Annotated in this window: 26 protein-coding genes; 12 read left to right on the plus strand and 14 right to left on the minus strand. The window is 63.4% G+C overall.

The genetic code is table 11. The annotated features are described in order from the left end of the window. Window positions 1-267: 267 nt before the first annotated feature. Entirely contained in the window at window positions 268-504 is a 237-nt protein-coding gene (locus ACVMDN_RS24430; RefSeq protein WP_456816366.1) for a GcrA family cell cycle regulator, read from the minus strand. Window positions 505-633: 129 nt separating this feature from the next. Here ACVMDN_RS24430 and ACVMDN_RS24435 point away from each other — a divergent pair, with 129 nt between their 5' ends. From ACVMDN_RS24435 to ACVMDN_RS24445, 3 genes are all read left to right on the plus strand, one after another. Beyond that, window positions 634-1,272 (plus strand): LexA family transcriptional regulator, encoded by a 639-nt coding sequence (locus ACVMDN_RS24435; RefSeq protein ID WP_016847350.1) that lies wholly within the window; start codon window positions 634-636, stop codon window positions 1,270-1,272. Between the two features lie 162 nt (window positions 1,273-1,434). Continuing rightward, window positions 1,435-1,710, plus strand: coding sequence for a hypothetical protein (locus tag ACVMDN_RS24440; RefSeq protein ID WP_076834102.1), 276 nt, complete (start codon window positions 1,435-1,437; stop codon window positions 1,708-1,710). A 164-nt stretch (window positions 1,711-1,874) separates the two neighbouring features. Then, a complete protein-coding gene (locus tag ACVMDN_RS24445) occupies window positions 1,875-3,026 on the plus strand; it encodes an OpgC domain-containing protein (RefSeq protein WP_456814770.1) in 1,152 nt (383 codons plus the stop codon). 85 nt (window positions 3,027-3,111) lie between these two features. Here the strand turns inward: ACVMDN_RS24445 and ACVMDN_RS24450 are convergent, their stop codons facing one another. The 10 genes from ACVMDN_RS24450 to ACVMDN_RS24495 all read right to left on the minus strand — a co-directional run bounded on the left by ACVMDN_RS24450 (window position 3,112) and on the right by ACVMDN_RS24495 (window position 12,063). Then, window positions 3,112-3,966, minus strand: a complete 855-nt coding sequence (locus ACVMDN_RS24450) for an HpcH/HpaI aldolase/citrate lyase family protein (RefSeq protein ID WP_141339799.1) — start codon at window positions 3,964-3,966, stop codon at window positions 3,112-3,114. A 3-nt stretch (window positions 3,967-3,969) separates the two neighbouring features. Then, the gene (locus tag ACVMDN_RS24455) at window positions 3,970-4,425 is read right to left on the minus strand and encodes a MaoC family dehydratase (RefSeq protein WP_016847346.1); all 456 of its coding nucleotides are present in this window, start codon (window positions 4,423-4,425) and stop codon (window positions 3,970-3,972) included. Continuing rightward, window positions 4,425-5,201: an enoyl-CoA hydratase/isomerase family protein gene (locus ACVMDN_RS24460; protein ID WP_018272841.1), complete on the minus strand. Its 777-nt coding sequence runs from the start codon at window positions 5,199-5,201 to the stop codon at window positions 4,425-4,427. Before ACVMDN_RS24460 ends, ACVMDN_RS24455 begins: the two co-directional genes overlap by 1 nt. A 16-nt stretch (window positions 5,202-5,217) precedes the next feature. Continuing rightward, window positions 5,218-6,417 carry a CaiB/BaiF CoA transferase family protein gene (locus ACVMDN_RS24465; RefSeq protein WP_159109495.1) on the minus strand — a complete coding sequence of 400 codons (1,200 nt, stop codon included), beginning with the start codon at window positions 6,415-6,417 and terminating at the stop codon, window positions 5,218-5,220. Window positions 6,418-6,527: 110 nt separating this feature from the next. Continuing rightward, window positions 6,528-7,244: an ABC transporter ATP-binding protein gene (locus ACVMDN_RS24470; protein WP_075968245.1), complete on the minus strand. Its 717-nt coding sequence runs from the start codon at window positions 7,242-7,244 to the stop codon at window positions 6,528-6,530. After that, entirely contained in the window at window positions 7,241-7,999 is a 759-nt protein-coding gene (locus ACVMDN_RS24475) for an ABC transporter ATP-binding protein (RefSeq protein ID WP_253639322.1), read from the minus strand. The genes ACVMDN_RS24470 and ACVMDN_RS24475 overlap by 4 nt, the downstream gene beginning before the upstream one ends. Window positions 8,000-8,001: 2 nt before the next feature. After that, complete coding sequence (locus tag ACVMDN_RS24480; protein ID WP_076834115.1) at window positions 8,002-8,781, minus strand: SDR family NAD(P)-dependent oxidoreductase; 780 nt, start codon at window positions 8,779-8,781, stop codon at window positions 8,002-8,004. Further along, window positions 8,778-9,806, minus strand: coding sequence for a branched-chain amino acid ABC transporter permease (locus ACVMDN_RS24485; protein WP_168856040.1), 1,029 nt, complete (start codon window positions 9,804-9,806; stop codon window positions 8,778-8,780). Before ACVMDN_RS24485 ends, ACVMDN_RS24480 begins: the two co-directional genes overlap by 4 nt. Then, the gene (locus ACVMDN_RS24490; protein ID WP_076834117.1) at window positions 9,803-10,705 is read right to left on the minus strand and encodes a branched-chain amino acid ABC transporter permease; all 903 of its coding nucleotides are present in this window, start codon (window positions 10,703-10,705) and stop codon (window positions 9,803-9,805) included. Before ACVMDN_RS24490 ends, ACVMDN_RS24485 begins: the two co-directional genes overlap by 4 nt. Window positions 10,706-10,803: 98 nt before the next feature. Then, entirely contained in the window at window positions 10,804-12,063 is a 1,260-nt protein-coding gene (locus ACVMDN_RS24495) for an ABC transporter substrate-binding protein (RefSeq protein WP_456815270.1), read from the minus strand. Between the two features lie 171 nt (window positions 12,064-12,234). Here ACVMDN_RS24495 and ACVMDN_RS24500 point away from each other — a divergent pair, with 171 nt between their 5' ends. The 5 genes from ACVMDN_RS24500 to ACVMDN_RS24520 all read left to right on the plus strand — a co-directional run bounded on the left by ACVMDN_RS24500 (window position 12,235) and on the right by ACVMDN_RS24520 (window position 18,210). Beyond that, entirely contained in the window at window positions 12,235-13,731 is a 1,497-nt protein-coding gene (locus ACVMDN_RS24500) for an AMP-binding protein (protein WP_253639320.1), read from the plus strand. Then, window positions 13,728-14,372, plus strand: a complete 645-nt coding sequence (locus ACVMDN_RS24505; RefSeq protein WP_456814772.1) for a TetR/AcrR family transcriptional regulator — start codon at window positions 13,728-13,730, stop codon at window positions 14,370-14,372. The genes ACVMDN_RS24500 and ACVMDN_RS24505 overlap by 4 nt, the downstream gene beginning before the upstream one ends. Further along, window positions 14,369-15,142 carry an SDR family NAD(P)-dependent oxidoreductase gene (locus ACVMDN_RS24510; RefSeq protein WP_076834122.1) on the plus strand — a complete coding sequence of 258 codons (774 nt, stop codon included), beginning with the start codon at window positions 14,369-14,371 and terminating at the stop codon, window positions 15,140-15,142. The genes ACVMDN_RS24505 and ACVMDN_RS24510 overlap by 4 nt, the downstream gene beginning before the upstream one ends. Window positions 15,143-15,151: 9 nt before the next feature. Then, the gene (locus ACVMDN_RS24515) at window positions 15,152-17,074 is read left to right on the plus strand and encodes an NAD(P)-binding domain-containing protein (protein WP_456814773.1); all 1,923 of its coding nucleotides are present in this window, start codon (window positions 15,152-15,154) and stop codon (window positions 17,072-17,074) included. Window positions 17,075-17,580: 506 nt separating this feature from the next. Continuing rightward, entirely contained in the window at window positions 17,581-18,210 is a 630-nt protein-coding gene (locus ACVMDN_RS24520) for a DsbA family protein (RefSeq protein WP_456815271.1), read from the plus strand. Window positions 18,211-18,249: 39 nt separating this feature from the next. Here the strand turns inward: ACVMDN_RS24520 and ACVMDN_RS24525 are convergent, their stop codons facing one another. Both ACVMDN_RS24525 and ACVMDN_RS24530 read right to left on the minus strand, forming a co-directional pair. Beyond that, window positions 18,250-19,260, minus strand: coding sequence for a glutathione S-transferase N-terminal domain-containing protein (locus ACVMDN_RS24525; RefSeq protein ID WP_253639316.1), 1,011 nt, complete (start codon window positions 19,258-19,260; stop codon window positions 18,250-18,252). Further along, on the minus strand, window positions 19,257-20,753 hold the full coding sequence (locus tag ACVMDN_RS24530) for a M81 family metallopeptidase (RefSeq protein ID WP_456814774.1): 1,497 nt from the start codon (window positions 20,751-20,753) through the stop codon (window positions 19,257-19,259). The genes ACVMDN_RS24525 and ACVMDN_RS24530 overlap by 4 nt, the downstream gene beginning before the upstream one ends. Before the next feature lie 186 nt (window positions 20,754-20,939). On the opposite strand from ACVMDN_RS24530, the gene ACVMDN_RS24535 reads away from it, so the two are divergent. Both ACVMDN_RS24535 and ACVMDN_RS24540 read left to right on the plus strand, forming a co-directional pair. Next, entirely contained in the window at window positions 20,940-21,734 is a 795-nt protein-coding gene (locus ACVMDN_RS24535) for a class II aldolase/adducin family protein (RefSeq protein WP_141339807.1), read from the plus strand. Window positions 21,735-22,683: 949 nt separating this feature from the next. Further along, window positions 22,684-23,088, plus strand: coding sequence for a response regulator (locus ACVMDN_RS24540; RefSeq protein WP_076834133.1), 405 nt, complete (start codon window positions 22,684-22,686; stop codon window positions 23,086-23,088). A gap of 74 nt (window positions 23,089-23,162) precedes the next feature. Here ACVMDN_RS24540 and ACVMDN_RS24545 read toward each other — a convergent pair whose 3' ends face one another. Continuing rightward, on the minus strand, window positions 23,163-23,363 hold the full coding sequence (locus ACVMDN_RS24545; RefSeq protein ID WP_016847327.1) for a hypothetical protein: 201 nt from the start codon (window positions 23,361-23,363) through the stop codon (window positions 23,163-23,165). 152 nt (window positions 23,364-23,515) lie between these two features. On the opposite strand from ACVMDN_RS24545, the gene ACVMDN_RS24550 reads away from it, so the two are divergent. Both ACVMDN_RS24550 and ACVMDN_RS24555 read left to right on the plus strand, forming a co-directional pair. Beyond that, a complete protein-coding gene (locus tag ACVMDN_RS24550; RefSeq protein ID WP_016847326.1) occupies window positions 23,516-23,710 on the plus strand; it encodes a hypothetical protein in 195 nt (64 codons plus the stop codon). Between the two features lie 296 nt (window positions 23,711-24,006). After that, on the plus strand, window positions 24,007-24,435 hold the full coding sequence (locus tag ACVMDN_RS24555) for a DoxX family protein (protein ID WP_083715216.1): 429 nt from the start codon (window positions 24,007-24,009) through the stop codon (window positions 24,433-24,435). Window positions 24,436-24,444: the final 9 nt, after the last annotated feature.

Raw genomic sequence — 24,444 nt, forward strand, 5'->3', positions numbered from 1 at the left:
TGAAGCTAGTCGGCGCTCAATACCGGCCTCGTGGCCTCAGGATCGCGACTCAGGTGAAAATGCGGTGTGCAGTAGCTCAAGCCCGACCGGCACGGATGACCGCAGAAGGTAATGGTCTCGCCGTCGCTATCCCGCCATAGGGATAGCGGCAGTCTCCGGGCTTGAGGTCGAGCAGCGAAAGATGCCGCGGCGCGACCGCCGCGCAACGAAGCTGCGGCATCTCCACCGTTTCAGTGAAGATCTTTGGCTCGCGAAGCAGATCCGGCGTCAGTTCGGCGCGCCCTTCACGCAGCCGCCTGATCCTTCGGAGCCCGGCAGGGACGGCTCGGGCCTTTCGAGGCCCGCCAACCCCATGCGCTGCGCTCGGCTGAGCGCCGCGTTGCGCGTATAGGCCGTATTGAAGGTAGCGTTGGTCGTGTCAGCGATTTTCGAATAGGACAAGCCGCGGGCGCGGAGATCCTGCAGGGCTGCCGAATGCTCCGGCAGCCGGTTCATCATTTCCATTCCAAATTCCCATTTCTGTCATTCCGCCGGCGCCTCGCATACCTTCCGATATTCCGAAGAAAAAAAGTCAAGCTTGTTTCTGATAATCGTAACGGATATAGTCTCTCCGGGTTTGGGAAAGGATGAAACATGCTGGACGCGGCGCTGATCGAACGAGCACTGGAAAAGACTGGGAAGAGCAAAGGCGGGCTTGCCCGCGCGATGGGGGTTCGGGCCGGGGCGGTCTCCGAAATCCTGTCGGGAATAAGGTTGATCAAGGCATCCGAGATTGCCCCGATCATGGAGTATTTGGAGCTGAATTCGGTGCCGATCGTGGGCCGGGTCGGCGCCGGCGCCTCGATCCAGCCGGAGCTGGAGCAGGTCCCGCCGGAGGGTCTCGGCGAAATCGAACTTCCGTTCCCGATGACGGAGGAGACCGTTGCTTTCGAGGTCTCAGGCGATTCGATGCTGCCGAAATACGAGAACGGCGACGTCATCGTGGTGTATCGCGAGCAGCGCTATCCGCTGTCGAGCTTCTACGGAGAGGAAGCTGCGGTCCGGCTGAAGAGCGGTGAGCGGTATCTGAAGACGATCGAACGCGGCAGTTCGTCGGGCACCGTTAACCTCAAGAGCTTTAATGCCAAGCCGATCAACGGCGTAAAGCTTGAATGGATCGGCGAAATCTGTGTCACCCTGCCCCGCGGCCAGATCGAAAGGCTGCGCGGCAAGTCGGCGGCGAAGGGTCGCAAATCTGCCCGGACGCAGGGCGGGCGATCGTCCGAGAAGTAACCGCGCTGCTTCAGGGACCGGCCGGACCGATTCGGACGCCTTCGGGACGAATCGGTCCGGCCATGCGTGCCTGAATTTCGGTTTTCAACAATTCACCCTTGACTTACTTCCGATTATCGGAAATAATGCGTAGTAACAGTCAGAACATCGAACGATCAGGCAATGCAGTATTTCGTCGTGATGATCGACTATGGCCGCCGTGGCCGCGAGGCGATCGTCGATCCCGGAATGACACGACGCGACGTCGTCTCACGAATCGCCTCGGGCGAATATACGAACATCAGCTTCATTCACGAGATTGCCGAGCGTTCGGTCGAGGATGTCACGGACGACCTGCTGGCCGAGGCCGCCCTGCCGGAGCTCCCCGTGACCGGCGCGAACCTGCAAGCCAATACGCTGGATCACACCCGCGACCTGCGCAAACACGAGCCGGTCTGACACCGCTCACGGGATGATTGCGAAAACGTGATCTTTCTTGAGCCGGCCACTTGGCCGAAACCCGAAACGGACTAGATAGGGTTCACGCAAAGTCTATTCGGACCAGGCGCGGGTTCCCTCTAGATTAGCGATTCGTTTCTCGGGCCGGCAAATTTCAGCTTCAGATGACTTCGACAACAAACGCCGAGATCGCGAAAGCCGATGGCGATCTCAGGATCGCGCTGCTGCTTGGCATCGCAAACTGGTTTCTGTTTCTGGACCATATTCCGCACAACGTCGTCGGCGCGCTGACCATGCGCAACTTCGGCTTCAGCGGCGCAACCGACCTTTTTGTATTCGTCGGCGGCTACGCAGTGACGCTCATCTACGCCAGGATGACGCTGGAACGCGGATTCCTGGTGGCCGCGACCCGCATCTTCAAGCGCGTATGGCAGCTCTATGCTGCCTATATCGTTCTGTTCGTGATCTATGTCGAGTTGATCAGCTATGTCGCTACCCGGACCGCGGCGCCGGAGATCATCAGCGAGTTCAACATCACGGGCTTCATCGATCACCCGATCCGGACCTTGATCTACGGCCTGTTCCTGCAGGCCAAGCCGCTCAATCTCGATGTGCTGCAACTCACCATTGCCTTGATGGCGTTCCAGCCCATCATCGTGTTCGGGCTGTTGTACGTGCCGAACGCGACGGTCGTCGCGTCCGTGACCCTCTATGCAGCCGGCCGGCTGCTCAACTGGAACCTGTCGTCATATCCGTATGGCGACTGGTACCTCAATCCGTTCTGCTGGCAATTGTTGTTCGTGATGGGCGGCTGGCTCGCGCTGATCGGCGCGCGATATGCGCCCGCGATCCGCGCGATGCAGGCGGCTCCCGCGCTGCGCGCCATGGCGTTGCTGTATCTGCTGTTCGCCCTGACAATTGTCTCGATCAGCGATATCCCGGCACTCGCGCAAATGATGCCGAGTGGGCTGAGCGATGTGCTGCTGCCAAACGACCGGGAGGAGATCGCGCCGCATCGCATCCTGCACTTCCTGGTCCTGACATTCCTGTTCAGCTGGCTGGTGCCGCGCGATTGGGAAAACCTGCGATCTCCCGCCTTGCAGCCGATCATCAAGTGCGGCGAGGAATGGCTGGCCGTGTTCTGTGCAGGCGTCTTCCTCTCATTCGCTGCGCACCTGATCCTGATTACGGGCCCATACTCACTGGCAAGGCAGGTCGCGGTCAGCATCGCCGGTATCGCGGCGATGACGGCCGTCGCCTACTACGTCTCGTGGTCAAAGCAGCAGGACGGCAAGTCGGCCGTCGCTCATTCCTGATTCCTGCGGTTAGTCGATCGCCAGCGACCGCCGCAGCCGCACCTCGCTATCGCGCAACATCGCGGTGTCTGGCCCGCCTGCCCGACTATTTCCTGCGCGACGCCAGGATCTTCTCGGCGGCGCGCAGATGCGGCTTGTCCAGCATCTTGCCGTCCATCCTGGCGACCCCCGATGGATTATTGGCGAACGCGGCGATCACCCGCTCCGACCATGCGATTTCCTCATCTGTCGGCATGAAGGCCGCATTGACGACGTCGACATGCTTGGGGTGGATCACGGCCTTGGCGAGGAAGCCATCCTGGCGCGCGGCGACCGCCTCGGCCTTCAAAGCATCGAGATCGTTGATGTCGGTCGCGATGGTGTCGATCGCGACGACGCCGGCGGCGGCCGCGCCGATCAGGCAGAGATCGCGCGCCAGGATGAAGGGCGAGTGATAGCGGCCGTCACTGCGGTTGCGCGTTGCCCCGAGCGAGGCCGCGAGATCCTCCGCGCCCCACATCATGCCCCACAGCCGCGGGCTCATGTTCTCGAAATCGAGGATTTTCAGCACCGCCCGCGCCGTCTCGGTCGCGACCGTCACGATCCGGGTGGTGCCCTGCGCGATGTCAGAGGCGGCCTCGAATGCGTCGAGATAGAGCGCGAGCCGGTTGACGTCGGCGGCACCGGCGCATTTCGGCAGCACGATGCCATCGGGTTTACCGGGCATCACGGCGGCAAGATCGCCGAGCGTCAGATCGGTGTCGAGCGCGTTGACGCGGACATAAAGCTTCTGCTCCGGATTGCGGGCATCGAGCATCTGGCGCGTGATGCCCCGCGCAACCACCTTCTGGTCCGGCGCGATGGAATCCTCGAGGTCGAGGATCAGCGCATCGGCTGCGGTCTTCTTCGCGCTTTCATATTTCCGGGTGCTGTCGCCGGGAACGAACAGGAACGATCGCATCGCTTACGCCTTCGGCTTGCAGTGCATCAGGCCGGTGCGGCGGCAGCTCGCCACCACCTCGCCGCGCTGGTTGGTCATGGTGTGCTCGAACTCGACGATGCCCTGGGTCGGCCGCGACTTGCTGGCGCGCTTGCCGATGATCCTGGTGTGCGCCTTCAGCGTATCGCCATGGAACACCGGCTTCGGGAACTTGACGTCGGTCATGCCGAGATTGCCGACGGTCGTTCCCAGCGTCGTATCGTACACGCTCATGCCGATCATGATGCCGAGCGTATAGAGGCTGTTGAACAGCCGCTGGCCGAACTCGGTCTTCTCGGAGAAATGCGCGTCGATATGCAATGGCTGCGGGTTCATGGTCAGGAGGCTGAACATGGTGTTGTCCATCTCGGTCACGGTGCGGCTGAACTCGTGATGGAATTCCTGTCCGATCTCGAACTCCTCGAAATACAATCCAGCCATTACCGTCCCTTGTAGTTGGGCGCCCGCTTCTCGACGAACGCATTCAGCCCTTCCTGGCAATCTTCCGTCGATGCGACCACAACGAAACTTTCCGCCGTGTTCTCCACCGAGCGGCGGAAATCGGCATCGACCGCACGCATGAAGGCGTCGCGGCCGATCTTCATCACGATCGGCGATTTCGCCGCGAGCTTGCGTGCGATCTCGCGGGCGCGCGCGAGCGCAGTGCCCTTCGGCACCACCTCGCTGAGCAGGCCCATGCGAAAGGCGGTCGCGGCATCGAAGGGCTCGCCAAGGAACAGCGGGCCGAACGCCTGGTGCTTTCCGACCAGCCGCGGCAACTGCACGAAATGGATCGCCGGGATCAGGCCGACATCGATCTCGGGATAGCCGAAGGTCGAGCCGTCGCCCGCGACGATCATGTCGCAGGAGATCGCGATCGTCATGCCGCCGGCGCGCACCGCGCCATCGATCGCCGCAATCGTCGGCTTGCCCATGCGGTACTGCGTATCGTTCAGCGCGAAATACAGCCGCTCGAGGAAGGTCTTGGTCTCGATCGCGGGCTTGCCCCTGACGATGTCGAGATCGAGGCCGGCGCAAAACACCTTGTGAGCGCTGCTGATGATGACGGCACGCACCGCGTCGTCATCGCGCGCTTTCGCCAGCGCCGCCAGCAGCGCGTCGATCAGGGGAATGCTGAGTGCGTTGACCGGCGCGCGATCCAGCACGATCTCCGCAATCTGGTCGGTGACCGAGTAACGAACGAGGTCGGTGCTCATGATGTATTGCCTCCCGTTAGCTCTTGGCCTGCCGCACCGCGCCCGATAGCAGCAGGCCGTCGATCTCGGCGGAACCGAAGCCGGCCTCCGTCAGCACGGCGCGGCTATCCTGCCCGACGTCAGGCGCGGGGCAAAGGTGATCCTCGGACAGGCCCGCGATCCCCGGCGTGCGTGGCGTGTAGACCGCGCCGACGCCCGGTGTGTCCTGGCGCACCGACGCCCTGGTCGCCTCGACATGGACGTTGCGCAGCCATTCGCCGGGATCGAGGATCCGCTCGGCGATGATATCGGCCGCATGCAGACGGGTCAGCCAGGCATCCGTCGCCTGGGTCAGGAACACCTCGCGCAATTGCGGGATCAGCGCGTCGGCCGCATCGGCGCGGCGGGCAAAGTCGGCAAAACGCGGATCGCCGGCGAGATCCTCACGGCCGATCGCACCGCACAGCCGCTTGTATTGCGGCTCGTTCACCAGGGTGACCATCATCCAGCCGTCCCGGGTCTGGTAGGTGCCGGCCGGAACGTTCAGCGCGCGCGGCGCGCCGCCCTCGAGGATGAACTCCGCCACCTTGTGGCCGAGCAGCGCCGACGTCGACTGGCAGAGATTGACGTCGATCCAGCGGCCAGTGCCGACGGTCGCGCGCGCGAACAGCGTCGTGGCGATGGCCTGGAACGCATAGACGCCGGTGACGACGTCGGAAATCGTGGTCCCGACCCGATGCGGCACGCCATCGGCGCCGACATTGACCGAGACCAGCCCCGAGAACGCCTGCGCCACCGAATCCGAGCCGGGCCGCTTGGCGTACGGGCCGCTCTGCCCGAAGCCGCTGACCGACAGATAGACCAGGGCGGGATTGTCGCGCGACAGGCCCTCGTAGCCGAGCCCGAGCCGCTCCGCGACGCCGGGACGAAATCCTTCGATGAGCACGTCGGCCTCGCGCGACAGCCGCTGCGCGATCGCGATCCCGTCCTTGTGCTTCATGTCGAGGCACAGGCTGCGCTTGCCGCGGTTGTAGACCGCCGACAGTGTTGTGTGATTGCCGTAGGTCGTACCGAGATAGCGCGACCAGTCGCCCTCCGGCGGTTCGACCTTGATGACGTCGGCGCCGTAGACACCGAGCAGCATCGCGCAATAGGGCGAGGCAATCCCCTGCCCGAAATCGAGTACCTTCAGCCCGCGATACGGCGCTTCATGCGTCGGCGTCAGCTTGCCCGCCATTTGTCCTCCCATCGCTGTCGAAGTGCCCTGTCCTTTGGCTATGATCCCCGCGCAAACGCTGCGCGCTTGTCGCGAGGGAAAACCGCTGCGCGCTTTTCGCGGATCATGCCCTACAGCGCCAGATAGCGCTGCCGGATGTTGTCGTTGGCCTTCAGCTCCTCGATGGAGGATGTGTAGACGATCTGTCCCTTATCGATAACCGTCGCGTGGCTCGCAAGGCCAAGGCAAAAATGCATGTTCTGCTCGGCGATCAATACTGTGGCACCGGTGCCGCGGAGCTGCCGCAGCAGTTCGCCGATGCGCTGCACGATGATCGGCGCCAGCCCCTCGCTCGGCTCATCCAGCAGCAGCAGCACGGGATTGCCCATCAGCGTGCGGGCGATCGCCAGCATCTGCTGCTCGCCGCCGGACAGCCTTCCGGCGATCCGGTGCCGCAACGGCTCGAGCAGCGGGAACACGTCATAGACGCGGCGGATCGACCACTCGTCCTCGCCATCCGGCCCCTTCTTCTGGCCGATGACGAGATTGTCCTCGACCGTGTGCTCGGGAAAGATCTGGCGGTCTTCCGGCACGAAGCCGAGCCCGGCCCGCGCGATGTGATGCGGCCGCATTCCCGAGACCACCTGGCCGCGCAGGGTCACCCTGCCGCGGTGCGCCGGCGCCAGCCCCATGATGGCCTTCATGGTGGTCGACTTGCCGGCGCCGTTGCGGCCGAGCAGCGCCATTGTCTCGCCCTGCCGCACCGACAGGCCGACGCCGAACAGGATCTGGCTGGTGCCGTAATAGACGTCGAGGTCCTCGACCTGCACCACCGGCTGCGCGCTCATGCCACCGCTCCCGCGTGGTCGTCGCTGCCGAGATAGGCCTCGATCACGGCATCGTTCCTGCGGATCGCGTCCGGCGTCCCGGTCGCCAGGATCCGGCCGTAGCACAGCACGACGATTTGGGGCGCGATCTTGAACACGATGTCCATGTCGTGCTCGATGAACACGACGGTGATCTTCTGCTTCTCCCAGAGCTCGCGCACCTTGTCGATCATGCGCCAGCGCTCCTCGGTACCCATGCCCGCGGTCGGCTCGTCAAGCAGCAGCACCTTGGGCTCGAGCACCAGCGCGAGCGCGATATCGAGCAGCTTCTGGTCGCCATGCGACAGCGTCGCCGCGGTCCGGTTGCGCTTCCCGGCGAGGCCGAGCAGCTCCATCGTATGCTCGGCGCGGTCGCGCGTCTCGGCCAGCGGAAACCGGCGATGCATCACGCCGGCGCGGCGCTGATCGGCACAGACTGCAGCGAGCATCGTCTCCTCCACCGTCAGCGACGGGAAGATGCTCGCGACCTGGAAGGCGCGGCCGATGCCATGGCGCACGATCTCCGGCGGGGCCTTGCCCGCCATGTCGACACCGTTGAGCAAGATCTGCCCGGCATCAGGCTGCAGCGCGCCCGTGATCAGGTTGAAGAATGTGCTCTTGCCGGCGCCGTTGGGGCCGATCACGGCAATGAGCGAACCGTCAGCGAAGTCGAGCGAGACGTTGTCGGTCGCCTTGACGCCGCCAAAGGATTTCGAGAGCCCGCGAATTTCCAGCATGACTAACCGCTCGCCTCCCGCAGACCGCCATAGGTGCTCCACGATGTGCCGGCAAGCCAGCCGCAATCGACCGGCACGTTGGCGCCGGTCATCGCGGAGGCCGCGTCGGAGGCCAGAAATGCGACGACGCGGCCGATCTCCGAGGGGTCGACGAGGCGGCGAAGTGCTGCATTGGCAGCCAGCGCCGAGACATCCCGCTCGCCGCGATCGATGGCATTCTTCAGCGCCGGCGTCAGCGTATAGCCGGGGGATACGGCATTGACGCGGATGCCGGACGGCCCCCATTCGGCCGCGAGGCATTCGGTGATGGCAATCACCGCCGCCTTGGCGGGCGCATAGGCATGCAACGGCATCGAGCGCATGCCGGCAATCGAGGCGATGTTGACGATGCTGCCGCGCTTGCGCGCGATCATCTGCCGCGCAAAGGCAACGCAGGCGACATAGGTGCCGCGCTGGTCGACACGCACGACGTCGTCCCAGGAGGTCATCGGCAGCTCGTGCGGCCGGGCCGGCACCTGGATGATGCCGGCGCTGTTGACCAGCACCGCGACCGGGCCGCAGTCGCGCTCGATCGCGGCCGCACAGGCCTCGATGCTGCGCTCGTCCGCCACGTCGGCCGCAAACGCCTTGCCACCAACTTCCGCCGCAACCGTCTGCGCCTTGGCGAGATCGCGGTCGAGAACGGCGACGAGATCGCCGGCTGCTGCGAGCTCACGCACGCACGCCGCGCCGATGCCGCTGGCGCCGCCGGTAACGACGCTGATCCGCGTCTGTGCACTCATGGCGCGCGCTCCCCGGCCTCTCCGCGACGCTGCGCGAACCATTCGACGACAAAGTCCATCAAGCCCTTTCGCAGGCCAATGGCAAAGAACAGGATCACGATACCGAGCACGATGCCGTGATACTCGGTCAGGCGGGTAACGGTATCGTTGAGGATCAGCAGCAGCACCGTGCCGACCATCGGTCCGAGGAAGGTTGTCACGCCGCCGAGCATGTTGATGAAGATGCCCTCGCCCGAGATCGTCCAATAGGCGAACTCGGGATAGGCGCCGGAGACGAACAGCGCCATGATGATGCCGCCGGTCGCGGCGAACAGCGCGGCGAGCACAAAGATCGTCAGCTTGGCGCGCCAGACATCGATGCCGATGAAGCTCGCCCGCGTGGCGTTGTCGCGGATCATGCGCAGCGTGTAGCCGAACGGCGATTGCGCGATCTGGCGCATGAGCAGCAGGCCGATCACCAGCAGGGCACAGCTCGTGATGTAGAGATGCAGATGATTCGACAGATCGATGCCGAGAAACGGCGGCCTCGGGATCCCGCCGCGCAGGCCCTGGTCGCCGCCGGTCAGCGATTGCCACGACAGGATGGTTGAGTGAATCAGCATCTGAAATGCCAGCGTGACGAAGGCGAAGTAGATTTCCTTCAACCGCACGCAGATCGCGCCGATGACGACGGCGACGACCAGGGTCATCGCCAGCGTGGCGACGAAGGCCACCGGGATCGGCACGCCGGTCTTCTGCATCATCAGCCCGAAACCATAGGCACCGAGGCCGAAGAACATGCCGTGGCCGAACGAGATCAAACCGGTGTAGCCGACCAGAAGGTTGAGCGACGTCGCGAACAATCCATAGGCCGCACAGCGGATCACGAAGTCGAGCAGCTGCTTGCTGCCGAAGATGAACGGCAGCAGCGCGAGCAGGACAAAGGCCGCGAGCGCGATCAGCACATCGCGGTAACGCTGCGGCCTGGCGTCGATCCGGGCAACATCGAGGGGCTGCGTGCCCTGCCCGGCCTGCAATTCGGTCATGCGACCTCCTTGCCGAACAACCCGCTCGGACGCGAGACCAGCACGACCACCATGAACAGATACATCAAGCCCTCGGTGAACAGCGGGAAGCCGAGCGATCCGAAGGAGCGGATCAGGCCGATCAAAAGCGCGCCGATCAGCGCGCCGAGGATCGAGCCCATGCCGCCGATCACGGTTACGATGAAGGACTCGATCAGTACCGAGAAGCCCATGCCCGGCGTCAGCGAGCGCACTGGCGCGGCAAGCGCTCCCGCCAGTCCCGCCAGCATGCCGCCGAGCGCGAATACGCCACCATAGATCAGCCCGGTATTGATCCCGAGCGCCGAAACCATTCCGGGATTATGCGCAGCCGCACGGATCACCTTGCCGATCCTGGAGCGCGCCAGCCCCAGGCCGAGAACAACGGCCGCGGCGAGCGCCACCCCGATCAAGAGCAGATAATATGGCGGCACCACGCCGCCGGCGATGAACAGCGGCGGCACCTGGAACGCAGCCGGCATGCCCATCGACTTGAACTCAGGCCCCCAGATCATGCGGACCACATCGTCGAAGATCAGCACGAAGGCGTAGCAGACCAGGAGCTGCATCAAGACGTCGCGGCCGTAAACCCGGCTCATGAACACGCGCTCGAAGATCAGGCCGAGGATCGCGGTGCCGACGGCGCCGCTCAGCATCGCCAGCGCGAAGCTGCCGGTGAGCTGATAGGCCGTCATCGCGAAATAGGCGCCGAACATATAGAAGGCGCCGTGGCTGAAATTGACCACCTTGAGCACGCCGAAGATCAGCGTCAGCCCAACGGCGACAAGGAACAGCAGCATGCCGATGATCAGGCCGCTGGTGGTTTGCGTCACCAGGCAGGCAGGGCTGGCGAGGCAACTGGCGAGCGCGTCGAGGTCCACGGAAAATCATCCATCACGGCGGGCCGCAACGTCGGCGCGCGACAAACATCAGATGCGAGGCGAAGGCAGCAGATTGCCGCCTCCGCCGCACATGCGGATCAGGTGTAGCCCTTGCTCTTCTTCCACTCGGCTTCGAGCTCGAAGATGGTCTTCCAGTCTCCGGCCTTCACATCGGGCACGTAGGGCTCCTGCGGGATCGTGGTGCCCCAGCCGATGGCGTAACCGACCAGCGTGTGGTCGTCGGCGCGCATGGTCACGGTGCCCTCGGCGCCGAACGGGCACTTGATGGTGAGGCCGGTGAGCGCCTCCGCGACCTTCTTGCCGTCGGTCGAGTTCGCCTTCTTGACGGCCTCGTTGAGGAACATGACCGCCGTGGCGTTCTGCCACGACCAGTTGGTCGGGTACTCGTTGTACTTGGCCTTGTAGGCATCGCCCCAGGCCGCATTTTCGGACGTCGGCGGGAATGTCTTGATGTAGCGGTCGCCGGAGTGGATGCCCTTGGGCAGGTTCTTCACCACCGTGAGTGCGGTGTAGTCGGCCATGTTGACCGCGAACACCTCCATCTGGGTGAACATCGCGTAGATGTTGGCCTGGTCGATGTAGGAGGTGAGATCGCCGCCCCACAGGCACGAATAAAGCGCCTGCGGCTTGGCCTGCAGGATCTTCGTCACCACCTCGGTGTAATCGGGCTGGAACAGCTTTGGCCAGGACTCGCTGATGATCTCGACGTCGGGCGCGAACTTCTTCAGGTAGAGCACGAACTCGCCGGTGGTGTCGCGGCCATAGGCATAGTCGGGCGAACAGGTCGCCCATTTCTTCAGGCCCTTGGCCTTGGCGATCCCTGCAGCGTAGCTGGCGCCGACGATCGAATCATGAATGCCCTGCCGCACACAACGGAAGGCGTTCGGGATGTGCTGCTTGGGATCGGCGGTCAGCGATGACGCTTCCGAGCAGGTGTGGATGCACAGCACGCCGAGATCGCGCGCCACTTCGTGAACCGCGAACGATCCGGAGGACGCTTCGCCGTCGAGCAGCATCTCGCAGCCGTCGGTGTTGACGAGCTCGCGCGCGACACGCGCCGCTTCCTGCGGCTGTCCCTTGGAGTCGCGGATCACCATCTCGATCTGCCGCCCGGCAAGGCCGCCGGCGGCATTGACCTTCTCGACCTCCAGCAGCACTGCGTTGCGCGAGGACGTTCCGAGTTGCGCGACGCGGCCCGACAGAATGGTCGGCATGCCGATCTTGATCGTCTTGGCCTGTGCGCGCGCCACCCATGGCGCGGCAAAGCTCACCGCACCGGCGCCCATCAGCGCAAGCGTCGAGCGCCGGGTGATGCCCGGTTTCCGGGTCCTCTTCATCATTCCCCTCCCTGTCGGGTTCGCGTTCCCAAAATCCCTGCCGGAGATCGTTTCGTCTCCATGGCCACGATGTTTTCAGAGCAAGGGGGGTGACGTCAAGCCAAAGATGAATTACGACTCATAATTCATCCAGGGAGAAAACGGCGCCGGAATCGGCCCCGCGGGCGGCAAATGATCAACCTTTCCAGCTTCATCGCATTTCATGCCCGGCGGACTCCGGACCGCTGTGCGCTGAAATATCGCGGCGAGGACGTCTCCTACGCCGACTTTGATCTGCGAATCCGGCAGGTCGGCGGCTGGCTCGCGGCGCGCGGGATCGCGCCCGGCGACGTCGTCGCCGTGCTGATGAAGAACAGCACGGCCTTTCTCGAGCTGGTGTTTGCGACCAGCCATATCGGCGCGGTGTTCCTGCCGATCAACTATCGCCTCTCGGCCGATGAGGTCGGCTACATCGTCGGCAATTCGGGCGCGCGCCTCTTGGTCGCCGACGAGGAGTTTGCCGCGATCGCCGCCGGCGGCGCGCCGGTCGTGCTGCTCGATGAAGTCGCGCAGTCCAGCGTCACCAACCTTGCGCCCGACATCGCGCCGGCGCCGATCCATGTGTGCGGGCCGCGCGATCTGATGCGGCTGATGTACACCTCGGGCACGACGGATCGTCCCAAGGGGGTGATGCTCAGTTACGAAAACATCTACTGGAAATCCGCCGACCAGACCCTGGTGCTCGGGCTCAACGCCGACACGCGGCTGCTCGTCGTCGGTCCGCTCTATCACGTCGGCGCGCTCGACCTGCCCGGCATCGCGGTGCTCTGGCATGGCGGCATGCTGTGCATTCACCGCACCTTCGAGCCTGAACCTGCGCTCGCCGCGATCGAGCGGGAGAAGCTGAACGCGGCGTGGTTCGCGCCGGTCATGACCACGGCCCTCCTCACTCATCCGAACCGCGAGCGCTACGACGTCTCCAGCCTGCAATGGGCGATCGGCGGCGGCGAGAAGACACCGGAAGTCCGCATCCGCGCCTTCTCTGACTATTTCAAGAACGCGCGCTACATCGATGCCTACGGCCTCACCGAAAGCTGCGGCGGCGATACCTTCATGGACGCGGGCCGCGAGATCGAGAAGATCGGTTCGACCGGCCGCGCCATCGCCCATGTCGAGATCGAGATCCGCGACGATGCCGGCAAGCGCCTGCCGGCCGGCCAGAACGGCGAGATCTGCCTGCGCGGCCCGAAGGTCACGCAGGGCTACTGGAAGGATCCCGGGAAGACCGCATCCGCGTTCTTCGGCGACTGGTTCCGTACCGGCGATGTCGGCTATCTCGACGACGACGGCTTCCTGTATCTGACCGATCGCAAGAAGGACATGATCATCTCCGGCGGCGAGAACATCGCCTCCTCCGAGGTCGAGCGCGTCATCTACGAAATGCCTGAAGTGCGCGAGGTCGCGGTGATCGGCCTGCCGGACCCGCGCTGGGGCGAGAAGCCGGTCGCGATCGTGGTGCTGGCCGACGACGCCAAGCTCGACCTGCCCGGTCTCACCGACCATTGCCGGACACGGCTCGCCGGTTTCAAAGTGCCGCGGCAGCTCGTCATCCGCGACAGCCTGCCGCGCAATCCATCCGGCAAGGTGCTCAAACGCGTGCTCCGTGCCGAACTCGAGGCCACCGCATGACGCAAGCGACATCCGCCAAAGTGACAAAACTCAACCGGGTCGAGCGCAACGCCTGGACCAAGCAGAAGATCTTCGACGCCGCGACCAAGGTCGTCGGCAAATACGGCTATGCCGAAGCCTCGGTCGCGCGCATCACGGAAGCTGCCGGCGTCGCGCAGGGCACCTTCTACAATCATTTCGAGAACCGCCAGGAGCTGCTCGACCAGCTGCTGCCGAAGATCGGCCTCGACATGGTCCGCTTCATCCATGCGCGCACCGGCACCGCAAGCGAGGCCCGGCAGGAGGTCGAGCGCTTCAGCGCCTTCTTCGATTTCATCCGCGAGGTGCCGGAATTCCTGCGCATCCTCAACGAGGCCGAATTCTTCGCGCCGATCGGCTACCAGAAGCATTTTGACAACATCTCGAGCGCCTATGTGCGAATCCTGCAACGCGCGCGGGCTGCGGGCGCGACCAACGCGTTCAGCGACGAGGAATTCGAGGCCATCGTCCAGGTGCTGATGGGCGCGCGCGGTTATCTCAGCCGCCGCTATTCCTATTCCGAGCGCGGCGTCACCGCGGTGCCCGACTATGTGATCACGGCCTATCAAAAGCTGGTCACCCGCGGCCTGTTCACCACCAGCGACAAGGGAAGCAAGTCATGAGCGCTGAGGGCACCATCCTCGTCACCGGCGGCAGCCGCGGCATCGGCGCGGCGACCGCGACACTGCTCGCCGATCAGGGGCATCGCGTCGTCATCGTCGACATCGCGCCCGAGCCGCTGGTTGGAACGGCCGCCGTCCTGTGGCCGGCGCCGTTCGACGTCGCGAGCGAGAGCGCCGTTGTCGCAGGCATTGCCGATATCGAGACCGCGCATGGTCCGATCACCGGCCTCGTCAACGCCGCCGGCGTCTTCGGCAAGATGCACACGATCGAACGGGTGCGGATGGAGCAATGGGATCGCGAGGTCAATATCGACCTGCGCGGCACCTTCCTGGTCGCGCGCAGCGTCGGCATCGCCATGGCGAAGCGTCGGCATGGCGCGATCGTCAACGTCGCCTCGGTGGCCGGCATGACGTCGGGCCCGATCCACGCCTATACCGCGGCGAAGGCCGGCGTCATCCAGATCACGCAGACGCTCGCCGCCGAATGGGGCCGTTCCGGCGTCCGCGTCAACGCAGTGTCGCCCGGCTTCACCCGCACGGCAGCGCTCGAGGCCGGCATCGCATCGGGCGCCCTCAACAAGGACCTGCTGGCGCGGCCGACCGCGCTGAACCGGCTGGTCGAGCCGATCGAAGTCGCGCAGGCGATCGCATGGCTGCTCTCGCCGCAGAGCAGCGGCATCACCGGCATCAACCTGCCGGTCGATGCCGGCTACATCGCAGGCACCACCTGGGCCGCCTATGGCGGCCTGCCGGAAGCCCCACGCAGCTAAGGACAACGCATGAATATCGAGCTTCCGCGCAAACACCTCGATCTGTCCTCCGCCATCGCCGAGGGCGACATCCGCGTGCTGCTGATGGTGCTGGTGCACATGACCGGCGACGAGAAGTGGCTCGAGCCGCCCTACAAGCCGAAGCGCGACGTCCGTCTGATCCCGGATCCCGACGCCGGTGTGCCTCAGGAGATCCAGGACGAGATTCGCGCGGCGGTCCTGAACCTGTTCGCGAACGGCACCCCGAAGCCCGTCATCACCGATCCCGGCAATGAGCTGATGCTGCGGATGATGCGCGCGACGCTCGGCGACAATGTCGCGCCGGAATATGCGCCGCTGATGCGGGAGGAGATGGGCTTCATCCCACGCGACGCGCGCTGGCGCGAGCGCCCTTCTGGCGAGAAGCTGGCGCAGCAGCATGTGCTGATCGTCGGCGCCGGGGTCTGCGCGATCGCGCTTGGCGTCGCGCTCGGCCGGCTCGGCATCCCCTATACGATTGTCGAGAGGCAGGACGAGATCGGCGGCACCTGGTACGTCAACCGCTATCCCGGCTGCGGCGTCGATACGCCGAACCACTCCTATTCCTTCTCGTTCGGCGCCCGCAATCCGTGGACCCGCTATTTCGCGCAGCGCCAGGAGCTGCTCGATTATCTGCTCAAGGTCGTGCGCGAATACGACATCCGCAAGCATGTCCGCCTCAATACCGAGCTCGTCGCCTCGCGCTGGGACGAAGGCAAGCGACGCTGGATCTCGACGCTGAAGACTGCCCGCGGCGAAGAAACCTTTGAATCCACCGCGCTGGTCAGCGCGATCGGCCAGCTCAATGATCCCCTGCCTGCCCGCTTTGAGGGAGACGAGGCCTTCACAGGCCTGAAGGTCCATTCGGCGCTGTGGTCCGACGACATCAAGCTCGACGACAGGCATGTCGCCGTGATCGGCACCGGCGCAACCGCGATGCAGCTGGTGCCGTCGATCGCCGACCGCGTCGCCTCGGTCACCGTCTACCAGCGCACCGCGCAATGGGCGCGGCCGGTGAAGGGCTATTCCGATCCGATCACCGAAGGTGCGCAGTGGCTGCTCGCGCATCTGCCGTTCTATGTGCAGTGGTATCGCTTCAACATGTTCTGGCGTTACGGCGACGGATTGCTGCCGTTCCTGCGCAAGGATCCGGCCTGGCCGCATCCGGACCGCGCCGTCAACAAGGGCAACGACCGGCATCGCCAGGAGCTCGCCGACTTCATCCTGTCCGAGCTGAAGAATCGCCCCGACCTGATCGAGAAATGCATGCCGACCTATCCGCCCTACGGCAAGCGCATCCTGCTCGACAACAACTGGTTCAAGACGCTGACCAAACCGAATGTCGAGCTGGTCACCGACAAGATCGACCATTTCGCCGCAGACGGAATCGTCACCGCCGATGGCACGTCGCGGCAGCACGACGTCATCGTGATCTCGACCGGCTTCAAGGTCTCCGAGATGGCGGCGCGGCTCAACATCACCGGGCGTCACGGCAAGAACCTCAAGCAGGCGTGGCGCGACGACAATCCGACCGCCTATCTCGGCCTCACCGTGCCTGATTTCCCCAATCTCTTTCTGATGCTCGGCCCCAATTCGGGGCCTGCGCATGGCGGCAGCGTCATCTTCCAGTCGGAGTGCCAGAGCCGCTACATCTCCGCGTGCCTTGTCGAGATGATCGAGAATGACATCGCCGCGATCGACGTGCATCCCGACGCGCATGACGCGTATATCCGCGACGTCGACGCCGAGCACGAGCAATTGATCTGGACGCATCCGGGCATGACGACCTACTACCGCAACAGCAGCGGCCGGGTGTTCTCGGCGATGCCGTGGCGGTTCGTCGACTACTGGAAGATGACGCACGATCCGGACTTCACCCAATATCGAAAGACCAAGTCGCGACAGGACTCCTGACCTGAATTCTCTCGCTCGTTAACTTGACAGATGGCTATAACTGCCGCAGCATTTCGCTGACTGCACCTGTTGGGGTGCTGGAGCGCTTGCTCCTCGCGTCGCAGGAATTGACGGACGATTATGGGATCGGCCGTCAGGCAGCTGAAGCGGACAGATGTCCGTCGGCCCACCCTTGGAGAGGAGCATGACGCCACCGGCGCAAGCCAGCGACCTTGCTCAGCGGCAAGGTCTCGGTGCACGTTGAGGCAAACAGCAGCTGCTAGCCGCGTGCGCCACCGACAATCTGAACATATCCGCAGGACAGGAGCGCAAAGGCCACGCGCTTTTAGGTCCCGAAACACGACTGGTCGATACCAGACATCCTTCGCTAAAACGAAGTAGCAGGGCCCCGCGATGCTTGACTGCACCGGGGCCCGTTCGTTTGCCCGCGATCTCCCCTTCGTCACGCCGCATTGCGCCACCGCACGGGATCGGGAACAATTGTCGCGACGAGATGGGGAATGATGATGGAAAAGCCGCGGGTCCGAATCTACACCGACTACAAGTCTCCCTATGCCTATGTCGCCAACAAGCGGCTGTTCGAACTCGAGGAGACATACGGCGTCGAGCTGGAATGGCTGCCCTATACGCTGCGCATTCCCGAATTCATGGGCACGGTCGAGGAGCGTACGCCGCACTTCTGGCGCAAGGTGCGCTACGCCTACATGGATGCGCGCCGGTTCGCCAACGCGCAGGGACTGACCATGAAGGGCCCGCGCCGGATCTACGACGCCTTCTACGCCAGCGCCGGGATGCTGTTCGCGCAGCGTCACGGGCTGTTCCGGCCTTATCACGATACGGTGTTCCGGAAGTTCTGGAACCACGAGCTGGAAATCGACGAGCTGCCCGAGATTGCCGGCGTGATCACCGCGGTCGGTGGCTCCGCCGACGCCTTCGAGGCCTATGTTCGCGGCCCTGCCCGCGCCGAACATGATCGCATCATCGACGAGGCCGAAGCCCTCGGCGTGTTCGGCGTGCCCAGCATGGTGTTCAACGGCGAGTTGTTATGGGGCGGCGACCGCATCGATATGCTGATCGAGCGGATCAAGCAGCCGGAGACGATTGCGATCGCGCTTGGCAGCCGGCACCGGACGTAGGCGCCGACCGTTTCGAATCTGCCTATCGTCGCTGATCGATCAGCCTCCGTTCAGGATCGCCCAGCACCTGGTGCGTTCCAGCACCGGTTTCAACGCCGCGCGCTCGCCGGCATCGAGCGCGGCAAACTTCTCGCGCAGCTGCTGCAGGCATTTGACCTGATATTTGAACGGCGCCAGTGCATAGGGCAGTCCCCAGACCTTGATTTCGAGCCGCTCGAGGCCTTTCGCGAATGCATCCGCGTTGGCCGCAAGGAACGGCAGATAAAGTTCGCCGGCGATCCGCAGCAGCGCCTCCGCGAACCCGCCAAGCGCCTGCTCACGAGGATACCAGTCACCCTCGACACCTGATGCATCATCGAGCCGCCGCACCCAATGATCGGTGAACGGCGCGCGCTCGCGCATGATCCGCATCGGGGTCGGGTCGGTCGCCATCTCGCTGAGCTGGCCGAACCAGGCAAAATCCGCCAGCGACGGCCGGCTGCCGAACAGATAGCTCCTCATGCCGACATGCGGCTCGAACGCGGCAAGCGTACGCCGGTAGCTCTCCTCCAGCAGCGGCCTGTTCTCATCCGTCGCGCCGAGAATGACCATGCGCGAAATCTGCCGCTGCCGGAACTCTTCGATCTCCTCGCGGCTGCCGGCCTCGGCCTGCGATGTTGACCACTCCTCGCCGGCCCAGCGCGAGACATAGGCCTGGTCTTCCGGATCCCACCAACGATAGAGAAACAACGGCTTCACCGCCCATTCGTCGGCGAGGTCCTCGAGCAGATCGCTGATGAAAGCGATGGCCTTGTCTTCGGGGATCACCGACCGTCCCTGATGCCGCGCTTCCAGATCATAGGCCAGCGTCGTGGTCTCGCCGCGGTAGCTGCCGTCGGGATATTGCAGCACCGGGATCAGCATCGGCTTCAGATGCGCGGTTGCCTCGCGCAAAGCCTTGGTCATGATCACCCAGTCGTGCGGGATCCGGCGGTAGCGCATCAGCGCGCGCAGCTTGATCGCATAGGGCGACGCAGTCGAGCCGATCAGGCGATAGCGGTTCTCCGTCATGACGATTGCTCCAAAAACGCCGGATTGCCGTACGGATAGAACTGCGCGAGATCGACGTTCTTGTACGGCAGCTTGTCGAGACGCGTGGTACCGAGGAACGGCTCATCGGGTTCGACCAGGAGGATCGTCTTGGCAAATCCATTGTCGTCGAAGCCGCGCCGGAAATGGACCCGCGACTTGATCGCCATCACGTCAAAGGCGCCGATGTCGGGCACCAGCGCCTTCAGCGAGAACGGCTCCATGACCTGCACCAGATAGGTGGACAGGATCAGCACATTGTTGCGGCCGAAGCGCACGCAGACCCAGAACTGGCCGTAGCCCTCGCCCGCCGCCGAAACCGTGCCCTGGATCCGAACCGGATCGCCTGCCGACTCGTCGGCGCGGCCGCCGATCTCCATGTCGAAGGCGTCGCCGGCCTTGGCGCCGGCGGCCTTCAGGCTTGCGGTCGCCCCGGCGTCGGCGATGGTCGCGATCACGGTGTTGGCGAGGTCCTGCACGATGATCTCACGCAGCAGCCAGGTCGCCGACCCCGACCGGTCGCTGTGATCGGCCAGCACCACCGGTGTGTTGCCAGCGGCGACGGCCTGCTTGGCCAGCGCGACGCCCTCGGCGATGCTGTGCAATTTGGTCGATTGCAGCAAGGCTTCGCGCAGCCGCCAGATCGTGCCGGCGAGATCGCGCGCGATTTGCTCGGCGAGCTTTGGATTGTCGTTGGTCAGAACCTGCACGGTCATGCCGACATCGGGAACGTCGGCGAACGGGAAGCCGAAGAAGATGTTGACATAGACGTCGACCTCGCGCGCCTCCCAGACCAGCGCGCGCTGCACGAGGTCCATCCAGGGCCGCGCCCCGGTCCATTGCAGCACCGTGGGCGAGATCACGGGAACCTTGATCGTCCTGTGCGCCGGCTTGTAATCGCCTCGGATCGCCCGCACCAGCATTCGCGCCGCGCGTTCGCCCTGCAGATGCGCGTCATAATGCGGGAAATATTTGACCGCGAATGCCATGTCCGCCTGCTCGAGGAACGCCTCATCCTCGTTGCCGTGAGGATCGAACGTCGCCGCAATGAAGGCGGAGCGGCCGACCACTTCGCGGACCTGCCGCGCCAGATCGGCTTCGGGACGCGGCACGCCGCGCACGGCCATCGCGCCATGCAAGCACAGATAGACGCCGTCGAACGGTCCCTCCTCCTTCAATCCGGCGATCATCTTGCCGGTGAAGGTGCGATAGGCTTCCTCGGTGATCCAGCCGGATCCGGTGTAAGTCTTCGGCCAGAGCGGGGATTCGATGCCGACCAGCTCGACCTCGGAGAACTCGCGCGCCACCTGCACGAAGCCGCCCATATAGTTCATGGGATCGAACTGCAGCAGCGCCTCGCCTTTGGCCGGCGAGCCCGGATAGATGAAGTCGTCGAGCGTGGTCTCGTTCGGCAGGAACGAGACGGTTTCGTGGGAGAAATGCAGGACGGCGATACGTATCTTGCGATCGCTCATTTTGGTGCGCCTCGGCTGTTTTTCGCATTGTGGCATTGAAGGCGCGGCGCGCCAATCCGCATTCGGTTTTTGCCCGCCAGACCTGCAAATAAGCAGGCGCAGCACAGCTTGACGCCGCGCGGATTCTGCTATGGTCGCCGCAACAATCGGGCCGCGGCCCCGCAGATATCTCAAGGAGAGAACGCCATGAATCCCCCCGTCAGCTCGCCCGCGATCAAGGTCGTGAAATCGGTTCGCGAGCAGGTGAGCGCCGAGGAGTGGCAGGCCCGCGTCGATCTTGCCGCCTGTTATCGGCTGACGGCGATGTACGGCATGACCGAGATGATCGCGAACCACATCTCCTGCCGCGTGCCCGGCACCACCGACCAGTTCCTGATCAACGCCTACGGCATGCTGTATGAGGAGATCGACGCCTCCAGCCTGATCAAGGTCGACGTCGAGGGCAACACGCTGCTCAACGCCACCGACTATGACGTCAACGTCGCCGGCTTCGTCATTCACAGCGCCATCCACATGGCCAAGCACGACATGGATTGCGTCGCGCACACCCATACCCCGGCCGGCATGGCGGTCTCGGCGATGGAATGCGGCCTGCTGCCGCTGGCGCAGACCTCGATGCGCTTCCTGCACATCGCCTATCACGACTTCGAGGGCATCGCCGACAATGTCGACGAGCGCGAACGCCTGGTCCGCGACCTCGGTGACAACGAGGCGATGATCCTGCGCAATCATGGTCTCTTGGTCGTCGGCCGTACCGTGCCCGCCGCCTTCAACGTGCTGTTCCGCCTCGAGCGCGCCTGCCAGACCCAGGTGATGGCGCTGTCCTGCAACACCAAGCTGATCTATCCGCCGCAAAATATCCTCGAAGACACCTATGAGCGGATGCTGCCGAAGCCCGGCCGCGCCGCCCGCAACGGCGAACTCGCCTGGCCCGCTCTGCTGCGCAAGCTCGACCGGACGGATCCATCGTATCGGGATTGAAAGCGAAAGCCGGCGCAGGCTTTCTCCATTCGTCGTCCCGGCGAAGGCCGGGACCCATAACCACAGGGTAGCGTTGTTGAAAAACAGGCCGTGGCCCCAGCGTCGCGCAACAATTCGCATTCGTGGTAATGGGTCCGGCCTTCGCCGGGACAACGCTGAAATTGTTGCACGATCTGTGAGTCACACATCCGCATTCTCGCGACACATCTGCCCGAGCTTTGCTCTTCGTTCCGCCCTCCCTGTTGAAGAGAGCGTAGGGAAAGTTGGGAGCCGATCGCACCCATGGGCCCCGAGCAATGGGTAGAACTTGACGTTTCAAGCGGGTGAAGAAGCGCCGAGTGATCCAGCAGCCGCTGTCCGACCTGGCGGTCGAGATTGCCCGCGAGGCGCTCAGGGCATCGAACAAGCAATACGTCTTCGCCTGCCCGCTCGGCGATCAGCACGATCTACGCGGACGGCGGCGACCTTGGCCGGTGATCTTGGCTTTGATGATGCGTGGATCGCACGTTGCCTCGATCATTCCTCGAGCAAGAAGGCCGAGGTCGCCGTGCCCACCGTCACCGGCAAGGTCTACAATCATTCGACGCGAATGAAGGAAAATCGACGGCGTCGCGGCCGAGTTGCGACGGATCATTGGCAGCCTCGCAAAGCAACCTGAGACCAATCTACGTCTCGTCGCCTGAATTACGTGCGGAATACTAGACGGGCGTCTTGGGAGCCCGCACGTGTGGGACCCTTTCTTTGTAAAGCGGTGCGAAGCCATTTGGCTTACGCAAGGCCTCCGGCAGATGAGATGTCCATCTGGATCGACACGGGAGAACACCGCCGGCCCCTCGAATGATGAAACGCAAGAACCGAGGGGAGTGACTTTATGCGTCCCGAAGGGAACCATCTTCCTGCCAGGGCGTCAATTTGGAACTCGCTCAACGCTGCGGCGGGAGGTGGCCCCTTGGACACTATCGATATCTTAATCGTCGATGACGAGCATTTGGTCCACAGCTTCATTAGCGGTCCTCTTAGCGAGGCGGGCTTTGCGCCATTTGGCGTTTCGTCCGGCGATGAGGCGTTGAGTTTGTTGCGAGACAGTGGAGATAAGTACCGAGCCCTCGTCACCGATGTAAATCTCGGCGCGAATACGATGGATGGCTGGCAGCTTGCTCGCCGTGTCCGAGAAATGCATCCCGATTTTCCGATCGTTTACATGACCGGCGCCAGCGCCGAGCAATGGACTGCGAACGGCGTGCCCAACAGCATCCTTTTGACGAAGCCATTTGCGCCTGCCCAATTGGTGACTGCCGTCTCTCAACTGTTGAATGTTGGCACGTCTCCGCTCTGTCCAAAGGACTTGCCATAGCCGCGCCACCGGGTTCGCGACACAGATGGCGGCATTCTAGGCTGCGTCATGTTTCGCCCGAGCCCATTTGCGGCTTAGTGCACCGTCTGCCGTCGATGCCGCGACACGTGCTCGATCAGTTCCGCGTTCAAACAATTTAGGATGCGCTCCAACTGCTCGTTGACCAGCAAGAGAGCCCTCAGAGCGCTGCGCACATCGCCGTCGCAGGCGGCAACGATCTCGTCTAGCTCCCGATCATATTCGTCCAGATAGTCGTTGGTCGTTGGGTGCGGCATACGAACAACATCCAAACAGAAAATACCGTCTCAGGATCGACGAGCACGCGGCTTGTCCTTGATATTCACAGGCGAGCGCCAAAGACCCGGTTGCATTTCGGCGAACGGCGATCTGCTCTGGACCAATACTTTCAACGGTTTTGGGAGATTACATGGTCGAGGTGTATTTCAATGTCAGACATGATCTGCTCGTCGTGAGAAAGGGTTTTCCGGTGCCGGCTGTCAGCGCTCAAGGTAAGTGGCGCAAGAGCAGAAGGAGGGTCGTCAGGGTCAGCGAGGAGATCAGACAGGCGGTCCAGAGCCACGGCTACTACATGCGTAAACTGCGCGATCTCAAGAAGAACTAGCACCGATCGGCACACAAAAGCCCGGCCGCCAATTAAGACGGCCGGGCGAAATGCAAATATGAACTCGATGAACACTGGGTATATGCTGCGGTGCGGGGCGAACTTCCATTCCGGATGAATACGGTGGCTCCGGTTTACCGGCATGCCGTCCGGGTTTTTACCGATAGACTGCATCGCGCGCAGCGCCTCCAATGGCTGCATTCCTTTATTAGTATTTGCGGTCGCGCCGTTCCGTCGGACGATCTCCTGCCAGTAGACCTTCGGACCATGCGCTTCCGCTTCATTGGGAGCATGCGATGATCGACCAAAGGACTGCGCCTTACGCTGCGTTCATTTTGCGGATTACGATTGCCGGGCTGTTCCTGGCGGCGCTCTACGGCAAGTTCATCTTGAAGCCGATCAGTCTTTGGTGGAACGGCCTATTGAAAGCCGGATATCCAGAATGGGTGCTCACATACACGTTGAGCGCGGAATTCGCGGCGAGCATCCTGTTGCTGCTCGGCGTCTATACCCGCTGGGTGAGCTTGTACACGCTGCCGATGATGCTCGGTGCCACGCACTTCTGGATGGTCCGTAAGAACTTCTGGTTCGTCGAAGGCGGATGGGAAATGCCCTTTGCCTGGGCGGTGATGCTACTCGCCCAAGCACTGCTCGGCGATGGCGCCTTCGCATTGAAGGTGCCGGCGCTGCCTTGGGAGCGACGATTGCAAAAGGTGCCTGCATGAACTTGAGCG

The sequence above is a fragment of the Bradyrhizobium sp. USDA 4510 genome (genome assembly GCF_054059095.1).

Coding starts and splice junctions, on each gene's coding strand:
- ACVMDN_RS24430 (WP_456816366.1), bottom strand. CDS start 504: ATGGAAATGATGAACCGGCTGCCGGAGCATTCGGCAGCCCTGCAGGAT.
- ACVMDN_RS24435 (WP_016847350.1), top strand. CDS start 634: ATGCTGGACGCGGCGCTGATCGAACGAGCACTGGAAAAGACTGGGAAG.
- ACVMDN_RS24440 (WP_076834102.1), top strand. CDS start 1,435: ATGCAGTATTTCGTCGTGATGATCGACTATGGCCGCCGTGGCCGCGAG.
- ACVMDN_RS24445 (WP_456814770.1), top strand. CDS start 1,875: ATGACTTCGACAACAAACGCCGAGATCGCGAAAGCCGATGGCGATCTC.
- ACVMDN_RS24450 (WP_141339799.1), bottom strand. CDS start 3,966: ATGCGATCGTTCCTGTTCGTTCCCGGCGACAGCACCCGGAAATATGAA.
- ACVMDN_RS24455 (WP_016847346.1), bottom strand. CDS start 4,425: ATGGCTGGATTGTATTTCGAGGAGTTCGAGATCGGACAGGAATTCCAT.
- ACVMDN_RS24460 (WP_018272841.1), bottom strand. CDS start 5,201: ATGAGCACCGACCTCGTTCGTTACTCGGTCACCGACCAGATTGCGGAG.
- ACVMDN_RS24465 (WP_159109495.1), bottom strand. CDS start 6,417: ATGGCGGGCAAGCTGACGCCGACGCATGAAGCGCCGTATCGCGGGCTG.
- ACVMDN_RS24470 (WP_075968245.1), bottom strand. CDS start 7,244: ATGAGCGCGCAGCCGGTGGTGCAGGTCGAGGACCTCGACGTCTATTAC.
- ACVMDN_RS24475 (WP_253639322.1), bottom strand. CDS start 7,999: ATGCTGGAAATTCGCGGGCTCTCGAAATCCTTTGGCGGCGTCAAGGCG.
- ACVMDN_RS24480 (WP_076834115.1), bottom strand. CDS start 8,781: ATGAGTGCACAGACGCGGATCAGCGTCGTTACCGGCGGCGCCAGCGGC.
- ACVMDN_RS24485 (WP_168856040.1), bottom strand. CDS start 9,806: ATGACCGAATTGCAGGCCGGGCAGGGCACGCAGCCCCTCGATGTTGCC.
- ACVMDN_RS24495 (WP_456815270.1), bottom strand. CDS start 12,063: ATGAAGAGGACCCGGAAACCGGGCATCACCCGGCGCTCGACGCTTGCG.
- ACVMDN_RS24500 (WP_253639320.1), top strand. CDS start 12,235: ATGATCAACCTTTCCAGCTTCATCGCATTTCATGCCCGGCGGACTCCG.
- ACVMDN_RS24505 (WP_456814772.1), top strand. CDS start 13,728: ATGACGCAAGCGACATCCGCCAAAGTGACAAAACTCAACCGGGTCGAG.
- ACVMDN_RS24510 (WP_076834122.1), top strand. CDS start 14,369: ATGAGCGCTGAGGGCACCATCCTCGTCACCGGCGGCAGCCGCGGCATC.
- ACVMDN_RS24515 (WP_456814773.1), top strand. CDS start 15,152: ATGAATATCGAGCTTCCGCGCAAACACCTCGATCTGTCCTCCGCCATC.
- ACVMDN_RS24520 (WP_456815271.1), top strand. CDS start 17,581: ATGGAAAAGCCGCGGGTCCGAATCTACACCGACTACAAGTCTCCCTAT.
- ACVMDN_RS24525 (WP_253639316.1), bottom strand. CDS start 19,260: ATGACGGAGAACCGCTATCGCCTGATCGGCTCGACTGCGTCGCCCTAT.
- ACVMDN_RS24530 (WP_456814774.1), bottom strand. CDS start 20,753: ATGAGCGATCGCAAGATACGTATCGCCGTCCTGCATTTCTCCCACGAA.
- ACVMDN_RS24535 (WP_141339807.1), top strand. CDS start 20,940: ATGAATCCCCCCGTCAGCTCGCCCGCGATCAAGGTCGTGAAATCGGTT.
- ACVMDN_RS24545 (WP_016847327.1), bottom strand. CDS start 23,363: ATGCCGCACCCAACGACCAACGACTATCTGGACGAATATGATCGGGAG.
- ACVMDN_RS24550 (WP_016847326.1), top strand. CDS start 23,516: ATGGTCGAGGTGTATTTCAATGTCAGACATGATCTGCTCGTCGTGAGA.
- ACVMDN_RS24555 (WP_083715216.1), top strand. CDS start 24,007: ATGATCGACCAAAGGACTGCGCCTTACGCTGCGTTCATTTTGCGGATT.